Source organism: Solibacillus isronensis (assembly GCF_023715405.1).
Taxonomy (GTDB): Bacteria; Bacillota; Bacilli; order Bacillales_A; family Planococcaceae; genus Solibacillus; species Solibacillus isronensis_B.
This window is the reverse complement of record NZ_JAMBOC010000045.1, coordinates 1-334: the sequence shown is the minus strand read 5'-3', so window position 1 is coordinate 334 and position 334 is coordinate 1. Positions and strand designations below refer to the sequence as shown.

Sequence of the window (334 nt, the reverse complement as noted above, 5' to 3'; positions counted from 1 at the left end):
GCTTATCAGGCGTGCGCTCTAACCAGCTGAGCTATAGGCCCTATTTAAAAACTGGAGCGGGTGATCGGAATCGAACCGACAACATCAGCTTGGAAGGCTGAGGTTTTACCACTAAACTACACCCGCAAATGGTGGGTTTGGACGGAATCGAACCGCCGACACTTAGAGCTTCAATCTAATGCTCTACCAACTGAGCTACAAACCCACAAATGGCGGTCCCGACCGGGATCGAACCGGCGATCTCCTGCGTGACAGGCAGGCATGTTAACCGCTACACCACGGGACCATTTGGTTGCGGGGGCAGGACTTGAACCTGCGACCTTCGGGTTATGAG

General features: G+C 53.9%; 3 tRNA genes. All 3 read right to left on the bottom strand.

Annotated features, from left to right (window positions below):
• Window positions 1-52: 52 nt before the first annotated feature.
• Window positions 53-126, bottom strand: a tRNA-Gly gene (locus tag M3166_RS19165).
• Between the two features lie 3 nt (window positions 127-129).
• A tRNA-Phe gene (locus M3166_RS19160) sits at window positions 130-205 on the bottom strand.
• 5 nt (window positions 206-210) lie between these two features.
• Window positions 211-286 (bottom strand) — tRNA-Asp (locus tag M3166_RS19155).
• Window positions 287-334 lie beyond the last annotated feature (48 nt).